Below are 26,341 nucleotides of genomic sequence, written 5' to 3'. Positions count from 1 at the left end.
AATATGAAAAAATTTTTAATAGCGCCTTCAATTTTATCTGCTGATTTTTTTAGGTTAGGACAAGAAATTCAATCTGTTTTAGATGCAGGTGCAGATATGATTCATTTTGATGTAATGGATGGTTTTTATGTTCCTAATTTAACATTTGGGCCTCTTGTTTTACATGCGTTAAGAAAAAATAATATTACTGCAATAATTGATGTACATTTAATGGCTAATCCTAGTGATAAATTAATTATGGATTTTATTTATTCCGGAGCAGATTATATTACTCTTCATGTAGATTCTACCAATCATCTTGATCAAAAAATTTCTCTTATAAAAGATAATGGATGTAAAGCAGGTATTGCTTTTAATCCAGCAACTTCTATTTTTTGTTTAGATTATATTATAGAAAAAATAGATTTAATATTATTAATGTCTGTTAATCCTGGTCTTGGAGGACAAAAGTTTATCAATTCTATTTTAAAAAAAATTGTATTAGTTAATAAAATTATTAAAAAATTCAATAAAAGAATATTATTACAAATAGATGGAGGAATAAATTTAAAAAACATTCAAGATATTGCTTTAGCAGGTGCAGATACGTTTGTGATAGGATCTTCTATTTTTAATTCATCTAATTATGTTAATATAATTCGTGAATTTCGAAAAAAATTAAATTTAATTTAGTTTTTTTATATTAATTATATATATTTTAAAGTTTTTAATATTAGGATAATGTTTATGGAGAATAAAAAAATAGTATTTAGTGCTATGCAACCTTCTGGAAAATTAACTCTTGCTAATTATATTGGAACTCTTAGGTATTGGAAAGGTATGCAAAAAATATACCAATGTATTTATTCTGTTGCTGATTTGCATGCTATTACAAATAGTGATAATAAAAATAATTTACACAATAATGTTTTAGATATATTAGCTTTTTATTTGTCTGTTGGTGTAGATCCTAATAAATCTATTATATTTGTGCAATCAAATATTCCTGAACATTGTCAACTATATTGGATATTAAATTGTAATACGACATATGGAGAATTAATTAGAATGAATCAATTTAAAAGTCGTATTAAAAATTCTAATACTAAAAAAATTAGTGCAGGAATTTTAAATTATCCTATATTAATGGCATCAGATATATTATTGTATAATACTAATATGGTTTTAATTGGAAGTGATCAAAAACAACATATAGAATTAACAAAGAAAATAGCTATACGTTTTAATTTTTTATGTAAAAAAAATATATTAAAGATTCCTAATTACTGGATTCCTACTTTTGGTTCCAAGATTATGTCTCTTGCAAATCCAATGGAAAAAATGTCTAAATCAGATAAAAAAAAATATGGTACAATTTTTCTATCTGATTCAAAAGATGTAGTATTTCGTAAAATCGGAAAGTCAATTACAGATTCAGATCAATCATCATCTATTTATTATGATAAAGAAAATAAACCAGGTATTTCTAATTTATTAGAAATTTGTTCTATATTGTCTAATATTTCTATTTCTAATTTGGAAAAAAAATTTTTAGGTTATTCATATAAAAATTTTAAAATATATATTGCTGAAATTGTTTCATCTTGTTTATGTAAATTACAACAAAAATATCAATATTATAGAAAAAATGAAAAATTATTATTAGAAATATCTAAAGAAGGTACTAGAAAAGCAAGATTAATTTCAAAAAATACTATTAAATTTGTACATAAAAACTTTTTTTAATAATAAAATTATTTATTTTTTATAAAAAATTTTTTTTGTGTAAACTAAAAAAACCGAATATGTAATTTAAAATTAATACTAGCAAATATAATAAATTAGAAAAAAATAAAGCATTTTCAATATTATAATGAACGACAATTGGTTTAGTAATTATAAAAGTTAATAATGTTCCAATTGTTCCTGCTATTAATACAGAATTTACTACTTTAGAAGAAGGTATTTTAGTTTGAAGTGAAGCTAAAGTAATTATATTTGTATAAATAGCGCTTGAAAAAAATCCTAACATTATAATAGAACAATACAATATTTTTATATTATTTGAGTGAATAAAAATATACATAGAAATAGAAGAAATTAATAATAAAAAATTTTGTAATTTTTGTATATTATAAAATTTTAAAAAAAAACTAAAAAACCACATTCCGATCATATAAAATGTCCAAAATGTACTAATTATATTTCCTGATCTCTCAAGAATTATTTTTTTATTTTTTAGTAAAAATTCAGGTGTCCAAGATATAAATGCTAATTGAGCCAAAATATAAAACATCGCACATATTGATAGTATTATCGTATTTAATTTGATTGGTATACTATTATACATGATTTTTTTTTCTATTTTTTTTGATATTTTTAATTGATAAAAATTGGTATTTAAAGTTAGAAAAAAAATAACTATATATATTGTACTAATTAAAATATATATCCAATACCATTTTATATTTAAAGATAACATTTTTATTGATAATATCGGTATAAATATTCCAGATAAACTAAAAAAAGAATCAGTAATAAGTAATTTTACACCTCTTTCTTTTCCATTATATAAATTAGTAATAATATATGTTCCAATAGACATAATAATACCGCTGACTATACCAATTAAGAACATATTAATAGAGAAATGTATTAAATTATTAGACAATATTAATCCTATTATAGAAATAAAAAATATAATAAATCCAAAAAATATTTGTTTTTTTATAGAAATTATTTCTATTATCCATAAGTTTGTAAATATTGCAGTTAAAACCCCTGCATTTAAAAAAGTAAAGGAGGTGCTTGTTTCTTCGATCGAAGAATTAAAGTATCGTGATACATTTCCTAATATTGTTCCTGTAACTATTATCAATGATCCAGTTAAAAAGTAAGATAAAAATCCAATCAATGTCAACTTATTTTTATTTTTTGTAAACATAAACTATTTTCCTAAAAAATAAAGTTTATACAGAATAAATAAAAAATTTTTTTATAATTATCTTTATATAATAATTTAATTTAATGCGTATTTAAAAATGTAATTAAATACAGTAATAAGAAGTTTATGAATATTTATTTAATAGAAAAAATGTAATTATATGTATTTAATGTAATATAAATTTTATTTTTAATAAAAATTTTTTAATTATTTTAAAAATTTTTAATTGTGTTAATAATACATAAAATTTTTACGAAAATATCATTTTATTAAATTGTTTATTCTTTAGTATTTTTCTTTATATTTAGTAGTATAATAATTAAAAATACTGAAATTAAAATTAATTATGTAAAATATAAATTTTATTGTTATTTTATTTTTTTATTGTAGTAAAAATTTTATACATTTTTCAAAATTATATTTTTATAATTTTTTTTATATTTTTTTAAGGTTTACATAAATGAAATTTACGATAATAGTTAGTAGTGGTATAGAAAAGCAAGGTTTAATCAGCGCGTATTTATTTTCTTATCATTTACTAAAATTAAAACATAAATTAATAAGTGTTTTTTTTTATTCAGAAGGAGTTTTAAATTCTAATTCTATGATTTTGAAAAAAGAAAAAAAATTAGATGTTATTTGTAAATGGGAATTTTTATCTAATAAATTTCATTTTCCTTTACATATTTGTAGTAATGCTGGATTAAGAAAAGGAATATTATCCAATGTTGATGCTGGTATTTTAGGTTTTCAAGAAGGTAATTTAAGAAATAGTTTTCAATATTCGGGTTTATCTGAATGGTTTGCGTTAGTTTCAAAATGCGATAGAATGATTCATTTTTAATATTAAAAACTTATTTTATAAAAATTATTATATGAAATCTTTTTGTGTTTTATTTGTACATCCTCCTTACGGTAGTAATATTGTACGAGAAGGATTAAATTTTTCTTTAAACATTTTTTCCTATACTTCTAATATCAATATATTTTTTTTAGGAGATGGTATATTCCAAATTATTAAAAATCAGTATTCTGAAAAAATTTATTGTAATAATAATTCTTTTAATTTTTCTTTTTTTGAAAAATATCATGTTAAAAATATTTATGTTTGTTCCAGATCTTTACATGAAAGAGGTTTTTTTAACAAAGATTGTTTTTTAATTAAAGTAAAAATTATTGATATAAATCGTATACGAAAAAAAATTAAAAAATGTAATTTTATTTTACGTTTTTAGGTTAAAAATATGTTACATGTATTAACACAATCTCCTTTCGTTAGTGATATTAATTTAATTATTAATATGATAGATAAAAATGATTATTTTTTAGCTATTCAAGATGGAGTAATTATTAGTTTAAAAGGAAATATTTTTATAAATTTATTAGATTCTACTCGTTGTTCGTTATTTGTTTTGCAAGAAGATCTTATTGCTCGAGGTATTATGCATTTAGTTTCTAAAAATTTTAAAATTATAAATTATACGGAATTTGTTCATTTAACTATACAAAAAAGAAAACAATTAAAATGGTGAAAATATTATATATCAATAATTAATATTGTAAATGTTTTATTTTTTATCTGATTTTAAAAAATAATTAAGGATAAAATAATGTCAACTGTTAATCAATTAGTTAGAAAAGCACGTGTTAAAAAAATTGTTAAAAATAATGTACCAGCTTTAAGTAAATCTCCGCAAAAAAGAGGAGTATGTATTAGAGTATATACTACAACACCAAAAAAGCCGAATTCAGCTTTAAGAAAAGTTTGTAGAGTGCGGTTAACAAATGGATTTGAAGTAACGGCATATATAGGAGGAGAAGGACATAATTTACAAGAACATTCTGTAATTTTAATTAGAGGAGGAAGAGTAAAAGATTTACCTGGTGTGCGATATCATGTTATTAGAGGTGCTTTGGATTGTGCAGGAGTAAAAAATAGAAAGCAAGGTAGATCTAAATACGGTATGAAAAAATCAAAAAATTAATTTTATCTAAATTTTTTTAAAAATATACAATGAATTTAAATTTTTTTATTAAAAAATTAAAAAAAAAGGAGAGTATATGCCTCGAAGACGTGTTATTGGATCTCGTAAAATTTTACCTGATCCAAAATTTTTATCGGAATTATTAGCAAAATTTATTAATATACTGATGGTTGATGGAAAAAAGTCGATTGCTGAAACGATTGTATATTCTGCATTATCAGAATTATCAAAAAAATTAGGTAAAAAAGAAATAGAATTATTTGAATTAGCTCTTGATAAAGTTAAACCAACAGTAGAAGTTAAGTCTAGACGTGTTGGTGGTTCAACATATCAAGTTCCAGTAGAAGTTAGACCTGTTCGTAGAAATGCTTTAGCAATGAGATGGATTATTGAAGCTGCTCGTAAAAGAACAGATAAATCTATGTCTTTACGGTTATCAAATGAATTACATGATGCTATAGAAAACAAGGGATTAGCTGTTAAAAAAAGAGAAGAAATTCATCGAATGGCAGAAGCAAATAAAGCTTTTGCACATTATAGATGGTAATTTTAAAAAAAATAATTTGATTTTTTTATTTTTTATTTTTCACAAATAAAAAATTATCATTCATAATTAAAAATAGAGAAATATAATGGTTCGAAAAACACCTATTACTCATTATCGAAATATTGGAATTAGTGCACATATTGATGCAGGTAAAACTACCACTACTGAGCGAATACTTTTTTATACTGGAATAAATCATAAAATAGGAGAAGTTCATGATGGTGCTGCAACAATGGATTGGATGGAGCAAGAACAAGAAAGAGGAATTACCATTACTTCCGCAGCTACTACTACTTTTTGGTCTGGAACAGATAAACAATTTGATCCACATAGAATTAATATTATCGATACTCCTGGTCATGTTGATTTTACTATAGAAGTAGAACGATCTATGAGAGTCTTAGATGGAGTAGTAATGGTTTATTGCGCTGTAGGAGGAGTACAACCACAATCCGAAACAGTGTGGAGGCAAGCTCAAAAATATTGTGTTCCTAGAATAGCTTTTATAAATAAAATGGATAGAATGGGAGCAAATTATTTAAAAGTGATTTCTCAAATACGAGATAGGTTAGGAATACATCCAGTTCCAATACAAATTCCTATTGGTTCAGAAGAGGGATTTCTTGGAGTGGTTGATTTAATAAAAATGAAAGCTATTTATTGGAATGACGAAGATCAAGGTTTAACTTGTGTGTATAAAAAAATACCCAAAAATATTGTTTCAGAAGCAAAAAAATGGCATTCAAATTTATTAGAATGTATATCTGAATTTGACGATTTTTTAATGAATAAATATTTATTAGGTGAATTATTTTCTGAAAAAGATATTAAAGAAGGATTAAGAAAATGTGTTTTACAAAACAAAATTTTATTAGTTACTTGTGGATCGGCATTTAAAAATAAAGGTATACAATCTTTATTAGACGCAATAGTAGATTATTTGCCATCTCCAGTTGATATTCCTTCTATTCAAGGAATTTCTTTGGAAAAACATGATAAAATAGAAATTAGACATACCAAGGATCAAGAATCTTTTTCTGCATTAGCGTTTAAAATTGCTAATGATCCATTTGTTGGTAATTTAACTTTTTTTAGAGTATATTCTGGTATAGTAAAAACAGGAGATGTAATCTTAAGTACAGGGAAATTAAAAAAGGAAAGATTAGGTAGAATTGTACAAATGCATGCAAATAAAAGAGAAGAAATAAAAGAAGTAAGATCTGGGGATATTGCTGCAGCTATTGGTTTAAAGGATGTTATTACAGGAGATACTTTATGTAATCCAGACAATCCTATTATTTTAGAAAAGATTATTTTTCCAGATCCTGTTATTTCAATTGCTGTTGAACCAAAAACTAAATCAGATCAAGAAAAAATGGGTTTAGCTCTTTCTCGTTTAGCTAAAGAAGATCCTTCTTTTAGAGTAAATATTGATCAAGAATCTAATCAAACAATAATTTCTGGTATGGGTGAGCTCCATTTAGAAATTATTGTAGATAGAATGAAAAGAGAATTCAATGTTGATGCGAATATAGGAAAGCCGCAGGTTGCATATCGTGAAACTATTAAAAATAGAATCAATAATGTTGAAGGTAAATATATTAAACAATCTGGAGGAAGAGGACAATATGGACATGTTGTAATTGATATTTTTCCATTAAATTCAAAAGATTCTTCATATACTTTTTTAAATGAAATTAAAGGAGGTGTGATTCCTGGAGAATATATTTCTTCTGTAGATAAAGGAATTCAAGAGCAATTAAAATCAGGTCCTTTGGCTGGATATCCAGTAGTAAATATTGGAATAAGATTGCATTTTGGATCTTATCATGATGTAGATTCTTCTGAGATTGCATTTAAATTAGCAGCTTCTTATGCTTTTAAAAACGGTTTTAAAAAAGCAAATCCAGTTTTGTTGGAACCTATTATGCAAGTTGAAGTGGAAACTCCAGAATCATATATGGGAGATGTAATTGGTGATTTAAGTCGTAGAAGAGGTATAATAGAAGGTATGAATGAAGTTTTAAATGTAAGAATGATTAAAGCAAATGTACCTTTATCAGAAATGTTTGGATATGCAACAGATTTACGATCAAAAACACAAGGTAGAGCTTCATATTCTATGGAATTTTTAAAATATGTAGAAGCTCCAGAAAATATATCAAATGATATAATTAAAAAAAGAATGTAATATAAAAACGATATTTTATGTATTTTATTTATTTTTTTTTGTAATTCTTTATTTATTTGAATTTATTAAAAATAAGCTAAATAAGAGGAATATATTGATGTCAAAAAAAATTTTTGAACGATCAAAAGTTCATATAAATGTTGGTACAATTGGTCACGTTGATCATGGAAAAACTACTTTAACAGCTGCAATTACTACAGTATTAGCAAAAAAATATGGAGGTTCAGCTCGTGCTTTTGATCAAATAGATAATGCTCCGGAGGAAAAAGCAAGAGGTATTACAATTAATACTTCGCATGTGGAATATGATACTGAAAATCGTCATTATGCACATGTAGATTGTCCCGGTCATGCTGATTATATAAAAAACATGATTACAGGTGCAGCTCAAATGGATGGAGCTATTTTAGTAGTAGCTGCTACAGATGGTCCTATGCCACAAACAAGAGAACATATTCTGTTAGGAAGACAAGTAGGAGTTCCATATATAATTGTTTTTTTGAATAAATGTGACATGGTGGATGATGAAGAATTGTTAGAATTAGTTGAAATGGAAGTTAGAGATTTATTAACTCAATATGATTTTCCAGGAGAAGATACTCCTATCATCAGAGGATCTGCTTTAAAAGCATTAGAAGGTGATTCTGCCTGGGAATCGAAAATTATTGAATTATCAAATTTTTTAGATACTTATATACCTGAACCTAAAAGAGCGATTAATAAACCTTTTTTATTGCCTATAGAAGATGTTTTTTCTATATCAGGTAGAGGTACAGTAGTAACTGGTCGTGTTGAACGAGGTATAATAAAAGTAGGTGAAGAAGTAGAAATTGTTGGTATTAAAAATACTACAAAAACAACATGTACTGGTGTTGAAATGTTTCGAAAATTGTTAGATGAAGGAAGAGCAGGAGAAAATGTAGGAGTATTATTACGAGGTACTAAACGTAATGAAATAGAACGAGGTCAAGTTTTATCACAACCAGGAACTATTCATCCACATACTAAGTTTGAATCTAAAGTATATGTTCTTTCAAAAGAAGAAGGAGGTAGACATACTCCTTTTTTCAAAGGTTATAGACCACAGTTTTATTTTCGAACAACAGATGTTACAGGTTCTATTGAATTTTTAGAAGATGTGGAAATGGTAATGCCTGGAGATAATATAGATATTATTGTTACATTAATTAATCCTATTGCTATGGAAGAAGGACTAAGATTTGCAATAAGAGAAGGTGGTCGTACTGTAGGGGCTGGAGTAGTTTCTAAAATTATTGATTAATATTAAATTTGTTTTTGTATTATTTTTTAATATATATAAAATATATTTTTTAAATTTAACATCATTTATTATCAAGAAGAGATTATTTATCTTTTCTTGATTTTTTTTAATTATAATCAATATAATTATTATCATTTGGATATAAATATATAAATTATGTTATTATACATCGTTTTATAAAAAATTTTTAAAATAATTAGCATAAAAAAAGGAAAAATATGTAAATAAAAAATTAATTTTATTTTTGTAACAATACTCTTTATTCAAGAGTTATAGATTATCATTTTACAATAGTTTGTACTGGTTAAGTACATCTTTTGTATTTATTTTTTTTATTTTTATATTATTGGAGTTTTGGTCTTATGCAGAACCAAAGAATTCGTATACGATTAAAAGCTTTCGATCATAGATTGATTGATCAATCTACTACTGAAATTGTAAATACAGCAAAAAGAACAGGAGCTCAAGTTAAAGGACCGATTCCTTTACCGACTCGTAAAGAAAGATTTACGATTTTAGTATCTCCTCATGTTAATAAAGATGCTCGTGATCAATATGAAATTCGTACACATAAACGATTAATTGATATTGTTGAACCAACAGAAAAAACTGTAGATGCATTAATGAGATTAGATCTTGCAGCAGGGGTAGATGTACAAATTAGTTTAGGTTAACTAAAAGATTTAAAAATAAGGAATAAGTGGTAAATATAGAGGTATAATATGATCGGATTAGTTGGAAAAAAAATTGGTATGACTCGAATTTTTAATTCAGAAGGTGTTTCCATACCTGTAAGTATTATTAACATTGAAAGTAATCGAATTACACAAATAAAAAAAAATTTAAATAATAAATTTACATCGGTACAATTAACAACAGGACGAAAGAAAATAAATAAATTGAATAAACCAGATTCAGGACATTTTTTAAAATCTGGAGTATCTCCTGGAATTGGTTTATGGGAATTTAAATCATATAAAAATAATATATTTTCTGTAGGAGATATATTAAAAATAGATTATTTTTCAAAAATAAAAAAAGTAGATATAACAGGTTTTTCTAAAGGTAAAGGTTTTTCAGGTACGGTAAAAAGATGGAATTTTCGTACTCAAGATGCTACGCATGGAAATTCTTTGTCTCACCGTGTTCCAGGTTCTATTGGTCAGAATCAAACTCCAGGAAGAGTATTTAAAGGAAAAAAAATGGCAGGTCATTTAGGAAATTGTAAAGTTACAATTCAAAATTTATCTGTTATTCAAATTGATTGTGATAAGAAAATAATGTTTGTAAAAGGTGGAGTTCCCGGTTCGATAAATAGCAACCTTATTATTAAACCAGCCATTAAGTTGTGATAGAATTAAGGAGATTATATTGTGGAATTAATACTACAAGACGTAAAAGATATTTTTACTGTATCTAACATAGTATTCGGAAGAGATTTTAATGAATCTTTGGTACACCAAGTTATTGTCGCTTATTCTGCAGGCGCTCGTCAAGGAAGTCGTGCGCATAAAAATAGATCTGAAGTTTCTGGTTCAGGAAAAAAACCATGGAGACAAAAAGGAACTGGTCGTGCTCGTGCAGGTTCAATAAGAAGTCCGATATGGAGATCAGGAGGGGTTACTTTTGCAGCTAAACCTCAAAATCATTCACATAAGGTTAATAAAAGAATGTATAAAGGTGCAATGCAAAGTATTTTTTCTGAATTAAATAGACAAAATAGAATTTTAGTGTTTAAAGACTTTTTTATAGATAAACCAAAAACTAAATTTTTATTAGATAAACTAAGACAAAATAATGTTAAAGAGGTATTAATTATTACAGATTGTATAAATAATAATTTACAACTTGCTTCTAGAAATTTACATAAAGTAGATGTAAAAGAAGTATTTTCTGTAGATCCTGTAAGTTTAATTTCTTTTGAAAAAGTAATTATAACGTTTAAGGCAATAAAAAAAATTGAGGAGATGTTATCATGACTTTAAAAGAAAAAATGTTAACAATATTAATAGCTTCTAAAGTATCGGAAAAATCTTCTTTATTTTTAGAAAAAAATAATACTATTGTTTTTAAAGTATTAAAAAATGCTACTAAATTTGAGATTAAAGAATCTATAAAAAAAATATTTTCTGTACAAGTAAAAAATGTTAATACATTAATAGTCAAAACTAAAAGAAAAAGAAATAAAGGTAAGTTGAGCAAAGTACATAAATGGAAAAAAGCATATATTACTTTAGCACCTAATCAAAAAATAGACTTTATAAAATAAAAATAATGAGAAAAGACATTTTTTTTAATTAGAAGGAGAATATATGTCAATCATTAAATGTAAACCAACATCTCCAGGTCGACGTCATGTAGTCAAAATAATTAATAAGAATTTATATAAAGGAAAGCCTTATCATTCTCTTATAGAAAAAAATAAAAGAACTGGAGGAAGAAATAATTTAGGTAGAATAACTACTCGTCATATAGGAAAAAGACATAAAAGATCTTTTAGAATTATTGATTTCAAACGTTCTAAAGATAATATTACTGCAGTTGTAGAAAGAATCGAATATGATCCAAATAGATCTTCTAATATTGCTTTAGTATTATATCAAGATGGAGTTAGAAAATATATACTAGCTTTTAAAAATATAAAAGTAGGTGATACAATTATTTCAGGTATTAATTCAGATATTAAGATCGGAAATTCTTTACCTATGTATAAGATACCAGTTGGTTCAAATATACATAATATAGAAATAAAACCTGGAAAAGGAGGTCAACTATCTCGATCAGCTGGAAGCTATTCTCAATTAGTAGCAAAAGAAGAAAATTATGTAACTATTAGATTACGTTCTGGAGAAATGAGAAAAATTGAATCTAAATGTCGTGCAACTATAGGTGAAGTTGGTAATTCGGAACATATGTTACAGGTTTTTGGTAAAGCAGGAGCTTCTAGATGGAGAGGTATTCGTCCTACAGTGAGAGGAACAGCTATGAATCCTGTTGATCATCCTCATGGTGGAGGTGAAGGAAGAAACTTTGGTAAACATCCAGTAAGTCCATGGGGTGTACAAACTAAAGGAAAAAAAACTAGAAATAATAAACGAACTGATAAATTTATTATAAATAGAAGAAAAAAATAAATAAATTTTTATAAAAAAGGTAATTTATATGCCAAGATCTCTTAAAAAAGGTCCTTTTATCGATTTTAAACTGTTTAAAAAGGTTGAAAAAGCTATTTCTACTCAAGAAAAAAAACCAATTCGAACATGGTCTCGTCGTTCTACTATTTTTCCAAACATGATAGGGTTGACAATTTCTGTCCATAATGGAAGAAAACATATTCCTATTTTTATTACTGAAGAAATGGTAGGTCATAAATTAGGAGAATTTTCTTTGACTAGAACATATAGAGGGCATACTTCAGATAAAAAGATTAAAAAAAAATAATTTTTATTAATGTGTAAATGAGAGATAAATATAATGAATACTGTATCCATTGAAAATAAAGAGGTACATGTTGTAGCTAGTGCTAAACAAGTTCGTTCTTCTCCTCAAAAAGTCAGAATTGTAGCTAATTTAATTCGTGGAAAAAAAGTTTCATATGCTTTAAATTTTTTAAATTTTTCAAATAAAAAAGCATCTTTATTAATTAAAAAAGTTCTTTATTCTGCTATTTCTAATGCAGACCATAATTATGGTATGGACGTTGAAATTCTTTTTATAAAATCTATTTTTGTAGATGCAGGGCAAAGTATGAAAAGAATGATGCCTAGAGCTAAAGGAAGATCTGATCGTATTTTAAAGAGAACAAGTCATATTACAATTGTTTTATCTAGTTAATAATAATATTTATAAATTTAAAAGTTAAATAAATAGGAATTTAATATGGGACAAAAAGTACATCCTAATGGTATGCGTTTAGGTATAGTAAAAAGTTGGAATTCTATTTGGTTTTCTAGTTCAAAAGATTTTTCAGACAATTTATATAGTGATTATCAAGTTCGTACTTTTTTAAAAAAAGAATTATCTAAAGCTTCTGTATCTAAAATTTATATTGAACGTCCATCAAAAAGTGTAAAAATTACTATTCATACGTCAAGACCTGGAATTGTAATAGGTAAAAAAGGGGAAGATGTAGAAAAATTAAGAAAAATTATAAATAAAATTACAGGTCTGCCTGCTCAAATTAATATTTTTGAAGTTAAAAAACCAGAATTAGATGCGCAATTGGTAGCAGATAATATTAGTTCTCAATTAGAAAGAAGAGTTATGTTTCGAAGAGCAATGAAAAGATCTGTGCAAAATGCTATGAGACAAGGAGCAGAAGGAATTAAAATAGAAGTTAGTGGTAGATTAGGTGGTGTAGAAATAGCAAGAAGAGAGTGGTATCGAGAAGGAAGAGTACCATTACATACTTTAAGAGCAGATATTGAATATGGAACTTCTCAAGCATATACTACATATGGAGTAGTTGGAGTAAAAGTATGGATTTTTAAAGGAGAAATTTTAGGAGGTATGCAAGAAGTAGAAAATAATAAAATTAAATCTATTCCAAATTCTAAAAGATATAATCGAAACAAACCAAGAAGGTAGAAAAGGAGTTAAATATTTTATGTTGCAACCCAAACGTACTAAATTTCGTAAAATGCACAAAGGTAGAAATAGAGGTATTGTATTTAATAGTACAGTTACATTTGGAACATTTGGTTTAAAAGCTATAGAAAGAGGACGTATTACTGCCAGACAGATAGAAGCAGCTAGAAGAGCGATGTCAAGATATGTAAAACGTCAAGGAAAAATATGGATTAGAATATTTCCTGACAAGCCTATTACTCAAAAACCTTTGGAAGTTAGGATGGGAAAAGGAAAAGGAAATGTTGAATATTGGGTTGCATTAGTACAACCTGGTAAAGTATTGTACGAGATAGAAGGAGTATCCGAATATTTATCTAGGGAAGCTTTTAAATTAGCTTCTTCAAAATTACCAATAAAAACTACTTTTGTATATAAAGAACTAAAAATATGAAAAAAAAAAATATTAATAATAGTTTAGATTTAAAATCTCAATTATCTAATTTTTTAAGAGAAAAATTTAATTTGCGAATGCAATTATCTTCTGGAAAGTTAAAAAAAACACATTTAATAAAAATTGTTAGAAGAAATATTGCTCGTGTTAATACATTACTTAAAATAGAGGAAAATAAATAAAATCAATGAATATGAATTCACGAATTTTGAAAGGTTATGTTATTAGTAATAAAATGCAAAAAACAGCTGTTGTTTCAATACAAAGAATAATAAAACATGATTTATATAAAAAATTTATAAAAAAGACAACTAAATTACATATTCATGATGAATTTAATAAATGTTCTATAGGAGATTTAGTAGAATTAGTTGAATGTAGACCAATTTCAAAAAAAAAATCTTGGAAATTATTTAGAATAGTAAAAAAATTATGTACAGAAAAATAAAATTTTATTCTAAATAAAATTTTGAAATTTATTTTCATATTATTATTTAAAGGATAAATAAAATTATGATTCAGGAACAAAGTTTATTACAAGTTGCAGATAATTCTGGTGCTCGTATTGCTATGTGTATAAAAGTTTTAGGTGGTTCTAAAAGAAGATATGCTGGTATCGGAGATGTTATTAAAGTTGCTATTAAGGAAGCAATACCTAGAGGTAAAGTAAAAAAAGGTGAAGTATTAAAAGCTGTAGTAGTACGTACTAAAAAAGGTATTCGAAGGTCTGATGGTTCTTTAATACGTTTTGATAATAATGCATGTGTTATATTAAATAACACAGAGCAACCTATAGGGACACGTATTTTTGGACCTATAACTAGAGAATTAAGAAATGATAAGTTTATGAAAATAATTTCGTTAGCTCCAGAAGTTCTGTAAATTAAAGGAAAATAAATGGCATCTAAAATTCGAAAAAATGATCAGGTATTGGTAATATCTGGAAAAGATAAAGGAAAAAAAGGTATAGTTTTACATATATTAAAAAAAAGCAAAGCAATTGTTTCTGGTATTAATATTGTAAAAAAACATCAAAAATCAGTTCCTGCGCAAAATAAAATAGGTGGTATTATAAAAAAAGAATCTCCTATATCAATATCGAATATAGGTATTTTTAACAAAGAAACTAAACGATCGGATAGAATTGGATTTAAATTTGAAAATGGTAAAAAAATTAGATTTTTTAAATCTAATAATAAAATTATTGAATAATTTGGAGTAGTTTAATATGTCGGATTTGCATAAATATTATAAGCGTATAATAATAAACAAAATGATTAAAAAATATAAATATCACTCTATAATGCAAGTTCCAAAAATTGAAAAAATTACTTTAAACATGGGTGTTGGTAGCACTACATCTGATAAAAAAATTTTAGAACATGCAATATCAGATTTAAAATTAATTTCTGGACAAAAACCACTTATTACGAAAGCAAGAAAATCGATTGCAGCTTTTAAAATTCGACAAGGATATCCTATTGGATGTAAAGTAACATTAAGAGGATTACGAAAATGGGATTTTTTAAAAAAGTTAGTATGTGTAGCTATTCCCAGAATTCGTGATTTTAGAGGTTTATCAAAAAAATCTTTTGATGGACGTGGAAACTATAGTTTAGGAATTAAAGAACAAATTATTTTTCCAGAAATTAATTATGAAAAAATAGATCGTATACGTGGATTAAATATAACAATTACGACTAATACTAATTCAGATAAAGAGTCTTTTGTATTATTAAAGTTGTTTAATTTTCCATTTAGAAAATAAATTTAAGGAAATCAAATGGCTAAAAAATCAATATTAGAACGTGAAAAAAAAAGAGTTAAATTATCTAGAAAATTTTTAGATAAAAGAAGTGATTTAAAATTAATTATTATTAATTCTAAATCTTCAGAACAAGAAAGATGGAATGCGATGTTAAAGTTACAAACTTTTCCTAGAGATTCTAGTATTTCTAGACAAAGAAATCGTTGTAGACAAACAGGTAGACCTCATGCGTTTTTAAGAAAATTTGGTTTAAGTCGAATTAAATTACGAGAATCTGCTATGAGGGGAGAAATACCAGGATTAAAAAAAGCAAGTTGGTAAAATTTTTTATAACATTTATTTATTAATAAGAGAAATAAAATGAGTATGCAAGATCCTGTATCAGACATGTTAACTAGAATTCGTAACGCACAAAAATCTAATAAGATATTTGTTTCTATGCCTTCATCTAATTTAAAGATATCTATTAGTAATGTATTGAAACAAGAAGGATATATTTTAAATTATGATGTTTGTAGAAATAATTTATCTATTTTAAAAATATATTTAAAATATTTTAATGCAAAACCAGTAATTGAAAATATTACAAGAATTAGTAGCCCTGGATTACGGGTTTATAGAAAAAAATATAATATTCCTAAAATTTTAGATGGTTTAGGAATTGCAATTATATCTACTTCTAAAGGAGTAATTACTGATAAAACAGCAAGAAAAATCGGTATAGGAGGTGAGATTATTTGTTATGTATCTTAAAATAAGGATAAAATATGTCTCGTATTGCTAAAAAACCTATTCTAGTACCTAAAGATATAAATATTTTTTTAAAAAAAAATAAAATTATTATTGAAGGTAATAGTAAAAAATTATTTTGTTACATACATAATTCTGTACAAATTACTCATGTTGATAACCATTTAATATTTTTAGGAAAAAAAAAATATTCTAATGCTTGGGCTCATGCAGGTACATTAAGATCTTTAGTATTTTCTATGATTATTGGAATTACTCATGGGTTCACAAAAAAATTATTTTTAACTGGAGTAGGATATCGTGTTTTTTTAAAAAATAACATAATTAATATGTCACTTGGTTTTTCACATACTATTGAATATATCATTCCTTCAGGAATAGATATTTCTGTACCTTCTCAAACAGAAATTATATTAAAAAGCGCAGATAAAAGATTGTTAGGTCAAGTAGCTGCTAATTTAAGAAGTTATAGAATTCCTGAACCGTATAAAGGAAAAGGTATTAGATATGAAAATGAAGTAATTCGTATTAAAGAGGCTAAGAAAAAATAAAATGATTTTATTTAAAAAGAATAAAAAAAAAATGATTCGTTTAAAAAGATCTATTTATTTACGTTCTAAATTAAAAAAAAATAGTTCTATACGTTTAGTTATACATCGAACTTCTCGGCATATTTATGCACAAATTATTTCTTCACATCCAAATTCTAAGGTGTTAGCGTCAGCATCTACATTAGAAAAAAATGTAAAAAGTGCTATTAAATATACCGGGAATAAATTTGCAGCAAAAAAAATTGGAAAATTAATTGCGAAAAGAGCAATTTTACAAGGAATAAAAAATGTTTCTTTTGATCGATCTGGATTTAAGTATCACGGAAGGATTAGTGAATTAGCAAAATCGGCGCGTGAAGAAGGTCTAATTTTTTAAAAATTTTAATATGAATTGGTGAAAATTGTGAAGAATGCTGGAAATAAAATAAATAATTCTGAATTACAAGAAAAATTAATTTCTGTTAATAGAGTATCAAAAACAGTAAAAGGAGGAAGAATTTTTTCTTTTACTGCACTTACAGTTGTAGGAAATGGTGCTGGAAAAATTGGTTTTGGGTATGGAAAAGCTAGAGAAGTTCCTTCTGCTATTCAAAAAGCAATGGAACAAGCGAGAAGAAATATCATTAATATTTGTTTAAAAAACAAAACGTTACAACATACTATAAAAAGTTCTTATACTGGATCAAATGTTTTTATGAAGCCGGCTTCAGAAGGAACTGGTATTATTGCTGGAGGAGCTATGAGATCTGTTTTAGAAGTTGCAGGAGTACAAAATGTATTAGCTAAAACATATGGATCTACCAACCCCATCAATGTAGTAAGAGCTACTATTTATGGATTAAAAAATATGAAATCTATAGAAATGATTGCAGCTAAAAGAAACAAAAAAATATCTGATATATTAGGATAAAAAAATGAAATTAATTAAAATTACACAAAAAAAAAGTTCTATTGGAAGATTACCTTCACATCGATCTACTTTATTAGGGTTAGGTTTACGTAGAATAAATCATTTTGTGATTAGAAATAATACTAAATCTATTTTAGGTATGGTAAAAAAAATTTCTTATATGATTACAGTTGAGGAGGTTTCTTAAAATGTATTTGAATACATTACATCCAAAAAAAGGATCAAAGAAAAATAAAACTAGATTAGGAAGAGGTATAGGAAGTGGTTTTGGTAAAACATCAGGAAGAGGTCATAAAGGTCAAAAATCTAGATCTGGAAGTAGTATTCGAAGAGGTTTTGAAGGAGGTCAAATGCCTTTGTATAGAAGAGTTCCTAAATTTGGATTTAATTCTTCTAATAAAAGAAAAACATCTGAAGTGAGATTATCTGATTTGAATTCTATTCCTAATGGAATAGTAAATTTAGATACACTAAAAATGATAGGTGTTATAAAAAAAAATATTTCTTTTGTAAGAATTATTTTATGTGGAAAAATTAAAATACCAGTCATAGTACAAGGATTACAAGTAACAAAAGGAGCTCGTATAGCAATAAAAAAATCAGGTGGTAAAATCCAAAAATAGATTTTGAATAGCCAATTATTATTATAAATTTATTAATATGAAAAAAAATATAAATAACTTCATAGAATTACAAAATAGGATTTTTTTTGTTATAGGATCAATAATAGTATTTCGATTTGGATCGTATATCCCTATTCCTGGAATTGATACAACCGTATTATCGAAAATAATAAGTAATAGTAAAGGTACAATATTAGAAATATTTAATATGTTTTCAGGAGGATCATTAAATAGAGCTTCTATTTTTACTTTAGGTATTATGCCATATATTTCTGCATCTATTATAATTCAATTATTAACTTTAATATATCCTTATTTTTCTAATATAAAAAAAGAAGGGGAATATGGAAATCGTATTCTTACAAAATATACTAGATGGTTAACTTTAATTTTATCTATATTTCAGTCTATAGGTATTTCTTTTGGATTACCTAATATACCAGGAATTAATAAATTAATTATTCATGTAGATACATCTTTTTATATTATATCTATTATAAGTTTGGTTTCTGGTACAATTTTTTTAATGTGGTTAAGTGAATTAATCAATGAATTTGGTTTAGGAAACGGAACTTCTTTGATTATATTTTCAGGAATAGTTTCTGGTTTACCTGTATCTTTATTAAATACTATTAATGAAGTACGTATAGGTAGTTTAAATTATTTTTCTATATCAATAATTTTTACAATAATATTTTTAGTTATTTATGTTGTTATTTTTATAGAAAAAAGTCAAAGAAATATCGGTATACATTACATACAAAAACAAAGAGGTAATAGGATATATTCTTCACAAATTACTTACCTTCCTATTAAATTAAATATTTCTGGTGTAATGCCTGCTATATTTGCTTCAAGTGTTATTTTATTTCCTGCTACAATAATATCTTGGTTTGTTAATTTTAAAAATTGGAATTGGTTAGTTTTTATTTCAAATTGTTTAGTACCTAACCATATTTTATATATAGTAATATATTCTTCAGCAATAGTATTTTTTTGTTTTTTTTATACTGGTTTAGTATTTAATCCTAAAGAAACATCTGAAAATTTAAAAAAAAATGGAGCATTTATTCCTGGTATTAGACCAGGAGAAAAAACAGCAAATTATATTAATTTAATTACCACCAGATTGACTTTTATTGGTGCAATTTATATTACTTTTATTTGTTTGCTTCCTGAAATTATGAGATTTTTTTTAAAAGTACCATTTTATTTTGGAGGAACTTCATTATTAATTGTAGTATTAGTAATTATTGAAATTATTTCTCAAATACAAACATTAATTATGTCTAACCAATATTCTTCTATTTTAAAAAAATCTAATTTGAATTTTTCAAAAAGTTAATTTTAAAAATTATAAAATAAGGATAATATGAAAGTTAAAACTTCTGTAAAAAAATTATGTAGAAACTGTAAAGTGGTAAAAAGAAGAAATGTAGTAAGAATTATTTGTACTCATGATGGAAAACATAAACAAAGACAAGGTTAAAAATTAAAAAAATATATGAAAAATATTTATACTTTGTATAAAAGTTTTTATAAATTCATATAAATCAAAAAAATTTTTCATAATATTAATTATATAGGATTAGAATTATGATTCGTATTGCAGGTATTAATATATCCGATAATAAGCATGTTAACGTTGCTTTAACTTCGATATATGGAATTGGACTATCAACAGCCAAAAAAATTTGTATGTGTTTAGGAATATCTACAAAATTGAAAATAAAAATGTTAAAAGAAGACCAAATTGAAGGATTAAGATTAGAAATTTCTAAAATAATTGTAGAAGGTGATTTAAGAAGAGAAAAAACTTTAAATATTAAAAGATTAATGGATTTAGGTTGTTATAGAGGACTTAGACATAGAAAAGGATTACCTGTAAGAGGGCAAAGAACTAAAACAAATGCTAGAACTAGAAAAGGACCAAGAAAGGCAATTAAAAAATAAATAAAAAAATCATTTTATTAAATTATGTTTTAAGGAATAATATAAAATTATGTCTAAGATAAAATCTATTCGTGTAAAAAAAAGAATTACTAAAAAAATTAATGATGGAATTGCGCATATACATGCTTCTTTTAATAATACAATTGTTACTATTACTGATAGAAAAGGAAATACTTTAGGATGGGCAACTGCAGGAGGTTCTGGTTTTAGAGGATCTAGAAAATCTACTCCTTTTGCTGCTCAAGTAGCTGCTGAAAAATGTGCTGAATATGTAAAAGATTATGGAATAAAAAATTTAGAAGTTATGGTAAAAGGTCCAGGTCCAGGTAGAGAATCGACTATTAGAGCATTAAATGCATCTGGTTTTAAAATTACTAATATAACAGATGTTACTCCTATACCTCATAATGGATGTAGACCTCCTAAAAAAAGAAGAGTATAAACATTTTTATAATAATATTTTTAAATAAAATAATAAAGAGATGAACATGGCAAAATATTTAGGTCCTAAATTAAAATTAAGTCGTAGAGAAGGAACAGATTTATTTTTAAAATCTGGAATTAGATCTATTGATACTAAATGTAAATTAGATAGATTACCTGGTCAACATGGATTACGTAAGTCTAGATTATCAGAATATGGAATTCAATTACGAGAAAAACAAAAGGTTCGTCGGTTATATGGGATTTTAGAGAAACAGTTTCGAAATTATTATGTAAAAGCAACTAAAAAAAAAGGAAATACAGGAGAAAATTTATTGTATTTCTTAGAAAATAGATTAGATAATATTGTATATAGAATGGGTTTTGGAAGTACTCGAATGGAATCTCGGCAATTAATTAGTCATAAATCTATTATGGTGAACAAAAAAATTGTAAATATTCCATCTTATCAAGTAATTTTAAATGATAAAATTTCCATATCTTCTAAATCTATGAATCAATATAGAATAAAAGCATCTTTAGAATTGTCCAAACAACGAGAAATAGTAGATTGGATAGAAGTTAATATTAAAAATATGGAAGGAATTGTAAAAAGATTACCAGAAAGATCTGATTTTTCTTCTGAGATAAATGAACATTTAATTGTTGAATTGTATTCAAAATAAAAGAAAAATTTTTAGAGAAAAATAAAAATGAACAATTTTTTTAATAATCTTTTAAAACCTCGGTTAGTTGATATTGAACAAATTGATGAATTTCATACAAAAGTTACATTAGAGCCTTTAGAAAGAGGTTTTGGTTATACTCTCGGTAATGCACTAAGAAGAATTTTATTATCTTCTATTCCTGGGTGTGCGGTAACAGAAGTTGAAATTGATGGAGTTTTACATGAGTATAGTACTAAAGAAGGAATTAGAGAAGATATACTTGAAATTCTTTTAAATTTAAAAGGATTATTTATAAAAATGTATGAAAAAAATGAATCAATTTTAGTTCTTTCAAAATCTGGAATTTCTCAAGTTAAAGCGTCAGATATTCAACATGATTCTGATGTAGAGATTGTAAACCGAAATCATATTATTTGTAATTTAACTTCAGATTTTGCAAGTATTAATATGAAAATTAAAGTAGAAAAGGGTAGAGGATATGCAGCAGCTTATTCAAGGTTGAATCAAAATAATAATTCTTCAGGACATACTATTGGAAGGTTATTATTAGATGCTTGTTATAGTCCAATAAATCGTATTTCATATAAAGTTGAAGCTGCTCGAGTAGCACAAAGAACTGATTTAGATAAGTTAATATTAGAAATGGAAACTAATGGAACAATTGATCCTGAAAAAGCTATTCGTACCGCCGCGACTATTTTATCAGAACAATTAGAAGCATTTGTAGATTTAAGAAATGTAGAATCTATAGAAGTTAAAGAGGAAAAACCAGAATTCGAACCTATTTTATTAAGACCGGTAGATGATTTAGAATTAACAGTACGATCTGCAAATTGTTTAAAAGCAGAATCAATACATTATATAGGAGATTTAGTACAAAAAAGTGAAGTAGAATTGTTAAAAACTCCTAATTTAGGAAAAAAATCTTTGACAGAAATAAAAGATATATTATCTTCTAGAAATTTAGCATTAGGAATGCGGTTAGATAATTGGCCTCCAAAAAATATTTTAGACAATTAATTCAGTTATTTTTTTTATTTTGTAAATTATATTATAACAAGGGAAAATAATGAGACATAGAAAAATTGGAAGAAAATTAAATAGAACTAGAAGTCATTTTAATTTGATGTTTAGAAATATGACTTGTTCCTTATTAAAATATGAATTAATAAAAACTACTTTATCTAAAGCAAAAGAATTACGAAGATTTATAGAGCCTATAATTACAAAATCTAAATTAGATAGTGTTTCTAACCGTCGTTTTATTTTTAGAAAAATTAAAGACAATGAGATTTTAAATAAATTATTTAAAGAAATAGGACCTCATTTTATCGACAGGCCTGGTGGATATACTCGTATTTTAAAGTGTGGATTTCGAAAAGGAGACAATTCTATTCAAGCTTTTATTCAATTAGTAGATCGAAAAAAAATTATTTTTAAAAAAAATACAAAAAAATAAATATTTTTGATTTTTTATTTGTTTAATTAATAAATAAAATAAAAAAAATGATATATTGTGAAATAAAATATATTCCATAATTTATCATTTTTATAAAATAAAAATTTTTACCATTAAACAATAATACTTCCAATAATAAAAAATTCTTTTTTTGAATTTAAAAAATCATAAAAATTGATTATTTTTTTTCCTGGAAATTGAATTTTTTCTATTCTAATACAAAAATTTTTTGTTTGTATTTTTAAACCGATTTTATCAGAGCAACAAATTTCTCCTATGGATGCACCAATGTAATTTTTTTTTTCTATACTACTTTTCCATACTTTTATGTTTATATTTTTGTAATTAAAATATGCTACTGGCCAAGGGTTATAAGCTCGAATAACTCTTTCTATTTCTATAGCAGTTTTATTCCACTTTATTTTTGCATCTTTTTTTTTAATTTTTTTTGTATATGTAACGTTTTTTATATTCTGAATTGTACAAATATTTTTTTGAATAAATATTTTTTTTAAAGAATATAATAAACATTTTTTTCCTATTTTAATTAATTTATTATTTAATTCCAAACTTGTCATTTTTTTTTTTATATTACATTCTATTGTATGAATAATAGGACCAGAATCCATTCCTTTGTCCATATAAATTGTTGTTACACCTGTTTTATTATCTCCGTGTAGTATTGCTGATTGTATTGGAGAAGGACCTCTCCATCTAGGTAGTATTGAAGTATGTAAATTGATACAACCTAATGGAAATATATCAAGAATTTTTTTTGGAAAAATTAATCCATATGACACTACAATCATCATATCTGCTTTCATTTTTTTTAAATTTATATAAATATCTTCAGATTTTAAATTTGTTGGATTGAATATTACAATATTGTATTTTTTAGATATTTTATATACAGGATTTTCTACAATTTTTTTACCTCTTCCAAATGGTTTATTTGGAGGAGTTAATACTGCAATTATTTTTATATTATTTTTTATTAAAAATTTTAAATGTTTTGCAGAAAATTCAGAAGAACCAGAAAAAATAATTTTTATTTTTTTATGCATGTTTTATCAATTATATTTTTGTAGATAGTTTTTGTAATTTAATAATTTTTTTGTTCAATATTTCTTTTTGTAAAGAAGATAAATAATCTATGAATAATATTCCATTTAAATGATCTATTTCATGTTGAATGCATATTGATAACAATGAATCAGTTTCTATTATTATAGTTTGTCCTAATATATTTAAAGCTTGCATTTTTATATATTTGTATCTTTTTATGAAAAATTCATAATTAGGTATCGATAAACAACCTTCTTTTGATCGAATAAATTCAGATTTTTCTATTATTTTTGGATTAATGAAAACCATAACTTTATTGTTATTTATATTTTCAGTTATAACTATAATTTTTAATGGAATATTTACTTGTGTAGCTGCTAATCCTATACCATTATTGAAGTGCATTGTTTTAATCATATCATGTATAATTTTTTTAATTTTTAAGTTTATTTCTTTGACTGGTTTTGCTATTTTTCTTAAATTTTTATTTGGATAAGTAAGTATTTTTAAAATAGTCATTATATTATTCTTATAATTATGAAAATTATATTTTTTAAATAAAAATATAATTTTTTTGAGTACAATTATGTAAAAAAATATTTTTCTATATATTTTAATTTTAAATTAAATATTTATAAAAATAAATTAATTAATTTTTGCAATATGAAAAAATATACTTTAATTTTACGGCAATATTATTTATTTTACTATTTTTAATAGTAGAAAAATTTATTTTTATATCTTAAAAAATTATTTTATATTTAATTTAATTTAATTATTTTTTAATAAAAATAATATTATCTACTTTTTTATTATGATAAAAAAATATATTTATTAAATTTATTATTAATAATTGAAATAGATTATACCGATTATTTAGAATAATATAAAAATATATAATTTTTTATAAAAATTTTAATTTAAAAATATAAAAAAATGTTTTTAAATTTAATTAAAAAAATTAAATTTTGAATATATTTATTGGAGAAATTATTGAAAATGATCGATACATCGTTTTATAATTATGCGTTGTTCGGTAATCCTATTAAAAATAGTTTATCACCTTTAGTACATAATTTTTTTAAAAATGAAACAGGTATCTTACATAATTATAAATCTATTCTTACTCCTTTAGATTCTTTTAAAAAAGAAGTAGATCTATTTTTTTTAAATCATGGTGTTGGAGCAAATGTTACATCACCTTTTAAGAAAAATGCATATTTATATGCTAATAAATTAACTAAAAAAGCTATAATTTCTAAATCAGTTAATACTTTATTTAAAAAAAATGATGTTATTATTGGAGATAATACTGATGGAATAGGATTATTGTATGATTTAATTCGATTGAAATATATTAATAAAAAAAATAATATATTAATATTAGGATCTGGAGGTGCTGCTAAAGGGATTATTCCTGCTTTAATAGATTTTGATTGTAATATATTTATTTATAACAGAACTGTTTTACATGCAATTAATTTAATTAATCAATTTAATTCTATAGGAAAAATAAAATTATTAAATATGTGTTATGAAAAAGATATTTTTTTTAATTTGGTAATTAATACTTGTCCTTATTCTTATTCTAAAAAATTAAATTGTATTCCAGAAAAATTTTTTTCCAATCGTTCTTTTTTTTATGATATTTGTTATTTATATAATAAAGATACTATTTTTATAGATTGGTGTAAAAAAAAAGGAGCAAAATATATTTCTAATGGTTTAGGAATGTTAGTAAGTCAAGCTGCTTATTCTTTTTTTTTATGGCATAAAATTTTTCCAAATATTGATCGTACAATAGAAAAATTATTAAACAATATACAGACAAAATAATATTTTATATAAAAATAAATTATTTAAAAAAATCGTTTTTAAAATAGTATTTATATTTTTTAAAAAATAAAAAACTTGACTATTGATTGTTTATATGAAAAGATTAATATAGTTAAAATAAAACTTATTTAAAAAATAAGTCCCCTTCGTCTAGAGGACTAGGACATCGCCCTTTCACGGCGGCAACAGGGGTTCAAATCCCCTAGGGGACAAAAATTTTAAAATTTAAAAAAAAAATAAATTATTTCTGTACTGTTTCGAATTATTATGTTATTGTTTATTTGTTAAAATAATTAAAAGATTACAAAAAAATGTTCTTTAAAAAATCGGAAAAACAAGTTAAAAATTTAATATTTTTAATATATA

The 26,341-nt window shown here is 24.3% G+C and carries 41 protein-coding genes and 1 tRNA gene; 39 read left to right on the top strand and 3 right to left on the bottom strand.

Annotated elements, in window-relative coordinates; translation table 11 throughout:
- Positions 1-3: 3 nt before the first annotated feature.
- The gene (gene rpe, locus RJU59_RS02115; protein ID WP_343155115.1) at positions 4-672 is read left to right on the top strand and encodes a ribulose-phosphate 3-epimerase; all 669 of its coding nucleotides are present in this window, start codon (positions 4-6) and stop codon (positions 670-672) included.
- A 54-nt stretch (positions 673-726) separates the two neighbouring features.
- Positions 727-1,725, top strand: coding sequence for a tryptophan--tRNA ligase (gene trpS / locus RJU59_RS02110; RefSeq protein ID WP_343128557.1), 999 nt, complete (start codon positions 727-729; stop codon positions 1,723-1,725).
- 19 nt (positions 1,726-1,744) lie between these two features.
- Here trpS and tsgA read toward each other — a convergent pair whose 3' ends face one another.
- Positions 1,745-2,923: an MFS transporter TsgA gene (tsgA, locus tag RJU59_RS02105; protein ID WP_343155114.1), complete on the bottom strand. Its 1,179-nt coding sequence runs from the start codon at positions 2,921-2,923 to the stop codon at positions 1,745-1,747.
- A gap of 460 nt (positions 2,924-3,383) precedes the next feature.
- On the opposite strand from tsgA, the gene tusD reads away from it, so the two are divergent.
- From tusD to rplQ, 35 genes are all read left to right on the top strand, one after another.
- Complete coding sequence (gene tusD / locus RJU59_RS02100; RefSeq protein ID WP_343155113.1) at positions 3,384-3,767, top strand: sulfurtransferase complex subunit TusD; 384 nt, start codon at positions 3,384-3,386, stop codon at positions 3,765-3,767.
- 31 nt (positions 3,768-3,798) lie between these two features.
- Positions 3,799-4,158, top strand: coding sequence for a sulfurtransferase complex subunit TusC (gene tusC, locus RJU59_RS02095; RefSeq protein ID WP_343128554.1), 360 nt, complete (start codon positions 3,799-3,801; stop codon positions 4,156-4,158).
- A gap of 9 nt (positions 4,159-4,167) precedes the next feature.
- Entirely contained in the window at positions 4,168-4,455 is a 288-nt protein-coding gene (tusB, locus tag RJU59_RS02090) for a sulfurtransferase complex subunit TusB (RefSeq protein ID WP_343155112.1), read from the top strand.
- 78 nt (positions 4,456-4,533) lie between these two features.
- The gene (rpsL, locus tag RJU59_RS02085; protein WP_343128552.1) at positions 4,534-4,908 is read left to right on the top strand and encodes a 30S ribosomal protein S12; all 375 of its coding nucleotides are present in this window, start codon (positions 4,534-4,536) and stop codon (positions 4,906-4,908) included.
- Between the two features lie 76 nt (positions 4,909-4,984).
- The gene (gene rpsG, locus RJU59_RS02080) at positions 4,985-5,455 is read left to right on the top strand and encodes a 30S ribosomal protein S7 (RefSeq protein ID WP_343128551.1); all 471 of its coding nucleotides are present in this window, start codon (positions 4,985-4,987) and stop codon (positions 5,453-5,455) included.
- Between the two features lie 85 nt (positions 5,456-5,540).
- Complete coding sequence (fusA, locus tag RJU59_RS02075) at positions 5,541-7,646, top strand: elongation factor G (RefSeq protein ID WP_343128550.1); 2,106 nt, start codon at positions 5,541-5,543, stop codon at positions 7,644-7,646.
- A gap of 97 nt (positions 7,647-7,743) precedes the next feature.
- The gene (tuf, locus tag RJU59_RS02070; protein ID WP_343128549.1) at positions 7,744-8,928 is read left to right on the top strand and encodes an elongation factor Tu; all 1,185 of its coding nucleotides are present in this window, start codon (positions 7,744-7,746) and stop codon (positions 8,926-8,928) included.
- A gap of 362 nt (positions 8,929-9,290) precedes the next feature.
- Positions 9,291-9,602 carry a 30S ribosomal protein S10 gene (gene rpsJ, locus RJU59_RS02065; protein WP_343128548.1) on the top strand — a complete coding sequence of 104 codons (312 nt, stop codon included), beginning with the start codon at positions 9,291-9,293 and terminating at the stop codon, positions 9,600-9,602.
- Positions 9,603-9,650: 48 nt separating this feature from the next.
- Positions 9,651-10,280, top strand: a complete 630-nt coding sequence (gene rplC / locus RJU59_RS02060; RefSeq protein ID WP_343128547.1) for a 50S ribosomal protein L3 — start codon at positions 9,651-9,653, stop codon at positions 10,278-10,280.
- A 21-nt stretch (positions 10,281-10,301) separates the two neighbouring features.
- Positions 10,302-10,907, top strand: coding sequence for a 50S ribosomal protein L4 (gene rplD, locus RJU59_RS02055; protein ID WP_343155111.1), 606 nt, complete (start codon positions 10,302-10,304; stop codon positions 10,905-10,907).
- Entirely contained in the window at positions 10,904-11,197 is a 294-nt protein-coding gene (gene rplW / locus RJU59_RS02050; RefSeq protein WP_343128545.1) for a 50S ribosomal protein L23, read from the top strand. The genes rplD and rplW overlap by 4 nt, the downstream gene beginning before the upstream one ends.
- A 43-nt stretch (positions 11,198-11,240) precedes the next feature.
- Complete coding sequence (rplB, locus tag RJU59_RS02045) at positions 11,241-12,062, top strand: 50S ribosomal protein L2 (protein WP_343128544.1); 822 nt, start codon at positions 11,241-11,243, stop codon at positions 12,060-12,062.
- Positions 12,063-12,090: 28 nt separating this feature from the next.
- Positions 12,091-12,369, top strand: a complete 279-nt coding sequence (gene rpsS, locus RJU59_RS02040; RefSeq protein ID WP_343128543.1) for a 30S ribosomal protein S19 — start codon at positions 12,091-12,093, stop codon at positions 12,367-12,369.
- A gap of 33 nt (positions 12,370-12,402) precedes the next feature.
- Entirely contained in the window at positions 12,403-12,762 is a 360-nt protein-coding gene (rplV, locus tag RJU59_RS02035) for a 50S ribosomal protein L22 (protein ID WP_343155110.1), read from the top strand.
- Positions 12,763-12,807: 45 nt separating this feature from the next.
- Positions 12,808-13,515, top strand: a complete 708-nt coding sequence (gene rpsC / locus RJU59_RS02030) for a 30S ribosomal protein S3 (protein WP_343128541.1) — start codon at positions 12,808-12,810, stop codon at positions 13,513-13,515.
- A 19-nt stretch (positions 13,516-13,534) separates the two neighbouring features.
- Positions 13,535-13,948 (top strand): 50S ribosomal protein L16, encoded by a 414-nt coding sequence (gene rplP, locus RJU59_RS02025; RefSeq protein ID WP_343128540.1) that lies wholly within the window; start codon positions 13,535-13,537, stop codon positions 13,946-13,948.
- The gene (rpmC, locus tag RJU59_RS02020) at positions 13,945-14,130 is read left to right on the top strand and encodes a 50S ribosomal protein L29 (RefSeq protein ID WP_343128539.1); all 186 of its coding nucleotides are present in this window, start codon (positions 13,945-13,947) and stop codon (positions 14,128-14,130) included. Before rplP ends, rpmC begins: the two co-directional genes overlap by 4 nt.
- Positions 14,131-14,135: 5 nt before the next feature.
- The gene (gene rpsQ, locus RJU59_RS02015) at positions 14,136-14,396 is read left to right on the top strand and encodes a 30S ribosomal protein S17 (protein WP_343128538.1); all 261 of its coding nucleotides are present in this window, start codon (positions 14,136-14,138) and stop codon (positions 14,394-14,396) included.
- Positions 14,397-14,461: 65 nt separating this feature from the next.
- Positions 14,462-14,830 carry a 50S ribosomal protein L14 gene (gene rplN, locus RJU59_RS02010; protein ID WP_343128537.1) on the top strand — a complete coding sequence of 123 codons (369 nt, stop codon included), beginning with the start codon at positions 14,462-14,464 and terminating at the stop codon, positions 14,828-14,830.
- A 15-nt stretch (positions 14,831-14,845) separates the two neighbouring features.
- Positions 14,846-15,160 (top strand): 50S ribosomal protein L24, encoded by a 315-nt coding sequence (gene rplX / locus RJU59_RS02005; RefSeq protein ID WP_343128536.1) that lies wholly within the window; start codon positions 14,846-14,848, stop codon positions 15,158-15,160.
- Between the two features lie 16 nt (positions 15,161-15,176).
- Positions 15,177-15,716: a 50S ribosomal protein L5 gene (gene rplE / locus RJU59_RS02000; RefSeq protein ID WP_343128535.1), complete on the top strand. Its 540-nt coding sequence runs from the start codon at positions 15,177-15,179 to the stop codon at positions 15,714-15,716.
- Between the two features lie 15 nt (positions 15,717-15,731).
- Positions 15,732-16,037: a 30S ribosomal protein S14 gene (gene rpsN, locus RJU59_RS01995; RefSeq protein ID WP_343155109.1), complete on the top strand. Its 306-nt coding sequence runs from the start codon at positions 15,732-15,734 to the stop codon at positions 16,035-16,037.
- A gap of 39 nt (positions 16,038-16,076) precedes the next feature.
- Positions 16,077-16,469, top strand: a complete 393-nt coding sequence (gene rpsH, locus RJU59_RS01990) for a 30S ribosomal protein S8 (protein WP_343128533.1) — start codon at positions 16,077-16,079, stop codon at positions 16,467-16,469.
- A 14-nt stretch (positions 16,470-16,483) separates the two neighbouring features.
- A complete protein-coding gene (gene rplF, locus RJU59_RS01985; protein ID WP_343128532.1) occupies positions 16,484-17,017 on the top strand; it encodes a 50S ribosomal protein L6 in 534 nt (177 codons plus the stop codon).
- Between the two features lie 4 nt (positions 17,018-17,021).
- Complete coding sequence (gene rplR, locus RJU59_RS01980) at positions 17,022-17,393, top strand: 50S ribosomal protein L18 (RefSeq protein ID WP_428994334.1); 372 nt, start codon at positions 17,022-17,024, stop codon at positions 17,391-17,393.
- 15 nt (positions 17,394-17,408) lie between these two features.
- The gene (gene rpsE / locus RJU59_RS01975) at positions 17,409-17,927 is read left to right on the top strand and encodes a 30S ribosomal protein S5 (RefSeq protein ID WP_428994236.1); all 519 of its coding nucleotides are present in this window, start codon (positions 17,409-17,411) and stop codon (positions 17,925-17,927) included.
- A gap of 4 nt (positions 17,928-17,931) precedes the next feature.
- Complete coding sequence (gene rpmD / locus RJU59_RS01970) at positions 17,932-18,114, top strand: 50S ribosomal protein L30 (protein WP_343128530.1); 183 nt, start codon at positions 17,932-17,934, stop codon at positions 18,112-18,114.
- 1 nt (position 18,115) lies between these two features.
- Entirely contained in the window at positions 18,116-18,550 is a 435-nt protein-coding gene (gene rplO / locus RJU59_RS01965; protein ID WP_343128529.1) for a 50S ribosomal protein L15, read from the top strand.
- A 37-nt stretch (positions 18,551-18,587) separates the two neighbouring features.
- Complete coding sequence (secY, locus tag RJU59_RS01960) at positions 18,588-19,895, top strand: preprotein translocase subunit SecY (RefSeq protein WP_343155107.1); 1,308 nt, start codon at positions 18,588-18,590, stop codon at positions 19,893-19,895.
- A 27-nt stretch (positions 19,896-19,922) separates the two neighbouring features.
- The gene (gene rpmJ / locus RJU59_RS01955; RefSeq protein ID WP_343155106.1) at positions 19,923-20,039 is read left to right on the top strand and encodes a 50S ribosomal protein L36; all 117 of its coding nucleotides are present in this window, start codon (positions 19,923-19,925) and stop codon (positions 20,037-20,039) included.
- Between the two features lie 107 nt (positions 20,040-20,146).
- A complete protein-coding gene (rpsM, locus tag RJU59_RS01950) occupies positions 20,147-20,503 on the top strand; it encodes a 30S ribosomal protein S13 (RefSeq protein WP_343155105.1) in 357 nt (118 codons plus the stop codon).
- A 49-nt stretch (positions 20,504-20,552) separates the two neighbouring features.
- Complete coding sequence (gene rpsK / locus RJU59_RS01945) at positions 20,553-20,945, top strand: 30S ribosomal protein S11 (RefSeq protein WP_343155104.1); 393 nt, start codon at positions 20,553-20,555, stop codon at positions 20,943-20,945.
- A 46-nt stretch (positions 20,946-20,991) separates the two neighbouring features.
- Complete coding sequence (gene rpsD, locus RJU59_RS01940) at positions 20,992-21,612, top strand: 30S ribosomal protein S4 (RefSeq protein WP_343128524.1); 621 nt, start codon at positions 20,992-20,994, stop codon at positions 21,610-21,612.
- Positions 21,613-21,639: 27 nt separating this feature from the next.
- Complete coding sequence (locus RJU59_RS01935) at positions 21,640-22,635, top strand: DNA-directed RNA polymerase subunit alpha (RefSeq protein WP_343128523.1); 996 nt, start codon at positions 21,640-21,642, stop codon at positions 22,633-22,635.
- Between the two features lie 49 nt (positions 22,636-22,684).
- Positions 22,685-23,074, top strand: a complete 390-nt coding sequence (gene rplQ / locus RJU59_RS01930) for a 50S ribosomal protein L17 (RefSeq protein ID WP_343155103.1) — start codon at positions 22,685-22,687, stop codon at positions 23,072-23,074.
- A gap of 113 nt (positions 23,075-23,187) precedes the next feature.
- On the opposite strand, the gene fmt is transcribed toward rplQ, so the two are convergent.
- Positions 23,188-24,138 (bottom strand): methionyl-tRNA formyltransferase, encoded by a 951-nt coding sequence (fmt, locus tag RJU59_RS01925; protein WP_343155102.1) that lies wholly within the window; start codon positions 24,136-24,138, stop codon positions 23,188-23,190.
- A gap of 10 nt (positions 24,139-24,148) precedes the next feature.
- Positions 24,149-24,658 carry a peptide deformylase gene (def, locus tag RJU59_RS01920; RefSeq protein ID WP_343128520.1) on the bottom strand — a complete coding sequence of 170 codons (510 nt, stop codon included), beginning with the start codon at positions 24,656-24,658 and terminating at the stop codon, positions 24,149-24,151.
- Positions 24,659-25,138: 480 nt separating this feature from the next.
- Between def and aroE the strand changes: the two genes are divergently transcribed.
- Entirely contained in the window at positions 25,139-25,975 is an 837-nt protein-coding gene (gene aroE, locus RJU59_RS01915; RefSeq protein ID WP_343155101.1) for a shikimate dehydrogenase, read from the top strand.
- A 139-nt stretch (positions 25,976-26,114) separates the two neighbouring features.
- Positions 26,115-26,187, top strand: a tRNA-Glu gene (locus RJU59_RS01910).
- The last annotated feature ends 154 nt before the right edge of the window (positions 26,188-26,341 follow it).

The organism is Buchnera aphidicola (Kurisakia onigurumii), from assembly GCF_039394605.1.
Taxonomy (GTDB): Bacteria; Pseudomonadota; Gammaproteobacteria; order Enterobacterales; family Enterobacteriaceae; genus Buchnera_I; species Buchnera_I aphidicola_B.
Note: the sequence above shows the minus strand (reverse complement) of the source record. Positions and strands in the feature narration are given on the sequence as shown.